The organism is Candidatus Methylomirabilis sp. (genome assembly GCA_036000645.1).
Classification (GTDB): Bacteria; Methylomirabilota; Methylomirabilia; order Methylomirabilales; family JACPAU01; genus JACPAU01.
Genome location: DASYVA010000042.1, coordinates 1 through 5,024, shown reverse-complemented (window position 1 = coordinate 5,024; position 5,024 = coordinate 1). Strand labels below are relative to the sequence as shown.

Annotated in this window: 5 protein-coding genes; 3 read left to right on the top strand and 2 right to left on the bottom strand. The window is 69.4% G+C overall.

The features are described from left to right. The 3 genes from VGT06_02410 to VGT06_02400 all read left to right on the top strand — a co-directional run. A partial coding sequence (locus VGT06_02410; GenBank protein HEV8661987.1) for a multicopper oxidase family protein occupies positions 1-1,543 on the top strand: 1,543 nt, incomplete at its 5' end. A 55-nt stretch (positions 1,544-1,598) separates the two neighbouring features. Continuing rightward, positions 1,599-2,297: an SCO family protein gene (locus VGT06_02405; GenBank protein ID HEV8661986.1), complete on the top strand. Its 699-nt coding sequence runs from the start codon at positions 1,599-1,601 to the stop codon at positions 2,295-2,297. Positions 2,298-2,331: 34 nt separating this feature from the next. Then, positions 2,332-3,255: a hypothetical protein gene (locus VGT06_02400; GenBank protein ID HEV8661985.1), complete on the top strand. Its 924-nt coding sequence runs from the start codon at positions 2,332-2,334 to the stop codon at positions 3,253-3,255. 21 nt (positions 3,256-3,276) lie between these two features. Here the strand turns inward: VGT06_02400 and VGT06_02395 are convergent, their stop codons facing one another. Then, positions 3,277-4,623, bottom strand: coding sequence for an aminotransferase class III-fold pyridoxal phosphate-dependent enzyme (locus VGT06_02395; GenBank protein HEV8661984.1), 1,347 nt, complete (start codon positions 4,621-4,623; stop codon positions 3,277-3,279). Next, the coding region (locus VGT06_02390; GenBank protein ID HEV8661983.1) for an ATP-binding domain-containing protein at positions 4,620-5,024 on the bottom strand (405 nt) is incomplete at its 5' end. The genes VGT06_02395 and VGT06_02390, both read right to left, overlap by 4 nt.

Genomic DNA, 5,024 nt, shown 5'->3' with positions numbered 1-5,024 from the left:
GAATCTCACGGGGGTCGATGGCCTATCCGGGCTGCCGCTCTCCCGGCGCGCCTTTTTGGGCGTACTGGGTCAGGCTGGCCTGGCGGGGTTGGCCTTCTCTGCCGGGGAAGCGTCCCTGCTCGCCCGCCCGGCGCGGGCCGGTCAGGCTGGGGCGGGGAGCCGGATCCGGGAGATCCAGCTCATCGCGCGCGAGGTGGAGTGGGAGCTGGCTCCGGACAAGGTCATCAAAGCCTGGACCTACAATCGCCGGGTCCCCGGCCCGGAGATCCGGCTCCGGGAGGGCGAGCGGGTGCGAATCGTCCTGAAGAACGACCTGCCCGAGCCGACCACGATCCACTGGCACGGGGTGGATGTCCCGAACCCGATGGACGGGGTGCCCGGGGTGACCCAGGCGCCGGTGAAGCCGGGCGAGACCTTTATCTACGAGTTCGAGGCCCGGCCGGCCGGGACGCGCTGGTACCATACCCACACCGAAGAGCACAGGCAGCTCGACCTGGGCCTCTATGCCCCCCTGATCATCGAGCCGGCGAATGGGGACCCCTTCCCATCCGATCGGGAATACACCCTCGTCCTCGACGACTGGGCCACGGGGACCGGCCGGCCGCTCCCGAGCACCCGCGAGGGGACCGCCGGGGCCCGGGGGAGCACGGGTGGAATGATGGGCGGCGGCATGGGCCGGATGATGAAAGGCATGATGGGGGGCCAGGGCATGGGGGGGATGATGGGCGGCGGCCAGCACCCTGCCTACGACGTGATGACCATCAACGGCAAGGCGTTTCCGGCGACCGACCCGCTCCGGGTCCGCAAGGGCGAGCGGGTCCGCCTGCGCCTCATCAATGCCAGTGCCGACCACACCCACGTCATCCGGCTGGCCGGCCATCGGCTTCAGGTGACGCATACCGACGGCAACCCGCTCGTGGAGCCCGTGGCTGTGGACGCGGTACCGATCGCCCCCAGCGAGCGCTACGACGTGCTCTTCGTGGCCGACCGCCCCGGGGCCTGGTTCCTGTACTGCGCCGAGCCCGGCCACCCGGGTGCCGGGGAGCAGGTCACCGTCCTGTACGAGGGGCACGAGGGCAGAACTCCCGACCCCCCCGCTGAGCGGCCTAGGGACCTGAACCTCTGGCGGTACGGCCTGGGGCGCGGCCGCGACGTGCTGCACGCTCCCTCGGGGCGCGAGCGGACGTTCGAACTGACCCTCAGTGGCGGGATGATGGGTTCCGACGCCTGGACGATCAACGGGAAGCAGTATCCCCGCACGGACCCGTTACGAGTGCGCCGGGGTGACCTGGTCCGGGTCCGGTTCTCCAACATGAGCATGGAGGCTCATCCCATGCACCTGCACGGCCAGTCCTTCAAGGTCCTGGCCGTGAACGGGCGGCGCCTCCGGCAGCCGATCGTGAAAGACTCCGTGGACGTCGACGCGCACATGGGTTCCGTGGACATCGAGTTCACCGCCTACAATCCCGGCGACTGGTTCTTCCATTGCCACAAGCCGATGCACATGGAAGGCGGCATGATCACGCTGGCCAAGATTGCTTGAGACCTGACATGATCACGGCAAAGCCATCTACCGGTTCCTTACGTTAGGATGGCCTATGGTTGGGTGGCTCAGGCTCGCGAGAGGGGCGGCAGGCGTTCTCATCGTTGGGCTGGCCGGGCTCCTGGGGACAGCCCTCTGGACCTGGCAGGGAGCGCGGCCACGACAAGGGACGAGCGAGGAAAGGCCGCTCGAAGGGCTGAAGGTCTTCGGGGCGGTCCCGGATTTCTCGCTGGTCGAGCGGAGCGGCAAGCGCATCGTCCTGGCCGACCTCCGGGGGAAGGTCTGGATCGCCAACTTCATCTACACCCATTGCCCCGACACGTGTCCCCTGCAGACCGCCCAGATGGCCCTGCTGCAGAAGGAGCTCGCGGCCGAACGGAACTTCCGGCTGGTCTCCATCAGCGTCGATCCGGAACGCGACACCCCGGCGGTCTTGTCCGAATACGCGGAGCGCTTCGGGGCTGACCCGGACCGGTGGCTGTTCCTGACGGGGGAAAAGAGGACGATCTACCGCCTCGCCCTAGAGGGCTTCCGGCTCAGCGTCGTCGATCCGGAGGAAGGGGTACAGGGCCGGCTTTTCGGGCCGGCGCCTGCCCTGGCGGATCTTGGGCAGGTGGGCAAGACGTTCATCCATAGCTCCCGATTCGTCCTGATGGATCGCAGGGCCCGGATCCGCGGGTACTACCAATTTAACGACGTTGAGGCCATGGGGCGCCTTGTCAAAGACGTAACGACCCTGCTCCGGGAACACTGACCATTCACCCCGTCCTGAATTACCAGGAGACATCATGCTGCCGCGAATCCTGTCCGCTCTCGCCGTTGCCCTGATGGTGCTACCAGCCGAGCACCCGGGCCTGGCAACCGCAGCCCCCGCAGGAACCACACAGTTCCACCACATCCACGGGCTCGCCGTGGACCCCAAGGACCCCGACGTCCTCTTCGTCGCGACCCACGGGGGGCTGCTGCGTGTGATCCAGGATCGCCAGTGGGAATGGGTGGGAGAGGCGCGCCACGACTATATGGGCTTCACGCACCACCCCCGGACGGAGGGCACCGTCTTTGTCAGCGGCCACCCGCACGGTGGGAGCTTGCCGAACCCCATGGGCGTCCTCATCAGCCTAGATGGCGGCCAGACCTGGCGGCCGCTGGCCCTGCAGGGCCAGGTGGACTTCCATGCGATGACGATCAGCGCGGACGGCGAGACCCTGTACGGATGGAACGTGATGCGCTCACCGGGCTTGTATCGTGTCTCGGCGAAGGACGGGGCCTGGAAGCGACTGGATGCCGCCGGCCTGCGGGATGTCTTCGGCCTGGCCGGCCATCCGAAGGAATCGGGGACCCTCCTGGCGGCGACGCGGGCCGGTCTGCTGGTGAGCCGCGACGGGGGAAGCACGTGGGCATCGGCGAGCGAGCAACTCGAGGGACTTTCCGTGACGGCCGTCGCCTATTCCCCGACCGATCCTAGACGCCTCTACGCCTACGCCGTGCGGAAGGACCGGGGGTTCATCACGAGCGGGGATGGCGGCAAGACGTGGAGGGCAACCGGTCTGTTCCTCGGGACGGAGGATGCGATCGCCGTCCTCGCACCGTCCCCCCATGGGGAACAGACAATCTACATGGCGACGTTCACTGCAGACCTTCTGAAGTCCGCCGACGGGGGTCAGACCTGGAAGGCCCTCGCCCGGAAGGGAAAGCCGGTCCCCCCCTCCTGAGCGGTGCCTGGCCGGCGAAAGTCAGGTCGCGGCCGCGCCGAGTGCCGCGTCCAGCAGCTCGAGGGCGATCCCGATCTCGCGCTCCGTCACGTCCAGGGGCGGGAGGAACCGGATGGCCTTGACGCCGCACCCCAGGGTGACGAGGCCCCGCGCAAGGGCCGCGCGCACCGCGGCCCCCCGCCGCTCCCGGGTGTCCAGCTCGATCGCGGCCATGAGGCCGAGGCCACGGCTCTCCACGACGTGCCGGTGGCGTCCGGCGAGATCGCGCAGTCCGGCCAGGAGCCGCTCCCCCATCCGGGTCGCGTTCTGCAGGAGCCCCTCGCGCTCGATCACTGCAATCGTCCTGTAGCCGACGGCGGTGCTGAGGGCGTTGCCCTCGGCCCACGTCCCACCGAGCCGCCCCGCCTCCGCCGGGAAGAGATCCGCTCGCCCGACCGTGGCCGCGACCCGGAGCGCTTTGCCCGCGGTGATGAGGTCCGGCGTCACGCCGAAGTGCTCGATCGCCCACCAGCGCCCGGTCCGCCCCATCCCCGACTGCACCTCATCGGCGATGAGGGGGATGCCGTGCTGCCGCGCGAGGCGCGCGACCTCCTGCAGAAACGCCTTGCGGGGCACGCGGTACCCGCCTTCCCCCTGGACCGGCTCGAAAATGATAAACGCCACCTCCTCCGGCCGGACGATGCCGGATTCGGGAGCGAGGAGGCGGGCGAGACGGCTCGTCCCGTCGGCCTCCTCCCAGCCGCAACGGCATGCCGCGGCGCAGGTGCAGAAGGGGAGGCTCAGGACCTGCGGAATCTGGGGAAAGTAGGCGCGATGGGCCGCCTTGCTCCGGTTGAGCGAGAGGGCGCCCAGCGTCCGCCCATGGAACGCCCCGTCGAAGGTGATGCCGTACCGCGCGGCGGGCCGCGCCGCGTAGCAGCACTTGATCGCGTTCTCGACCGCCTCCGTCCCCGAGTTCGAGAGGAAGACGCGGCCGAAGTTGAACGGGGCCGTGAGCTCCAGGAGCTTGTGCTGCAGGTGCGCGGGGGTGGGAAACGCAGCCCGCTCCGGGTCCGGGCCCGCCGCGCCGATGAAGTCGGTCCCGGCGTAGCGGTCCGGGTCCACGGCGGCGCAGCGGGCGGCCTCCTCGAGCAGGGCGGGGTGGTTGTAGCCGAGGGCGGCCGTCCCGATATGCGACGCGAAGTCCAGGAGGACGTTCCCGTCGGCGTCGGTGCAGAAGGGCCCGATCGCGGGCGCCGTCCGATCCCAGATGAAGCCCTCCACGTAGGTGGCGGGGGCGGCGGCGGCGAGGTGATAGGCGGCCCAGCGTTTCGCCCGCGGCCCGGGGGGCTGGACCTTCACCTGGACCGCCACGGTCGCCCGGTTCATCCCTCCCTCCGCTCGGCCGCAGCCCGGAGCCGATTCGCAAGCCGCGTGTGCCGGCCCTCCGGCGGCGCCGTCTTCACCGCGATGGCCAGCGCCCGCCGGCTCCCGGCCAGCACATCCAGCCGCCGCCCACGGGTGATGGCGGTGTAGAGCAGGTTGCGGCGCAGCATGATGAAGTGCTGGGTGTGCAGCGGCAGCAGGACCGCGGGGTACTCGCTCCCCTGCGCCTTGTGAACAGTGACGGCGTACGCCAGGGTCAGCTCGTCCAGGTCTGACGCGTCGTAGGAGACCTCCCGTTCCTCGAACCGGACGGTGAGCGCCCCCTCTTCCGGCTCCACGCGCACGATCCGCCCGATGTCCCCGTTGAAGACCTCCGTCTCGTAGTTGTTCCGGAGCTGCATCAC

Bases quoted from the DNA above. Each gene is read 5' to 3' on its own strand.
- VGT06_02405 (HEV8661986.1), top strand. From the start codon at position 1,599: ATGGTTGGGTGGCTCAGGCTCGCGAGAGGGGCGGCAGGCGTTCTCATC.
- VGT06_02400 (HEV8661985.1), top strand. From the start codon at position 2,332: ATGCTGCCGCGAATCCTGTCCGCTCTCGCCGTTGCCCTGATGGTGCTA.
- VGT06_02395 (HEV8661984.1), bottom strand. From the start codon at position 4,623: ATGAACCGGGCGACCGTGGCGGTCCAGGTGAAGGTCCAGCCCCCCGGG.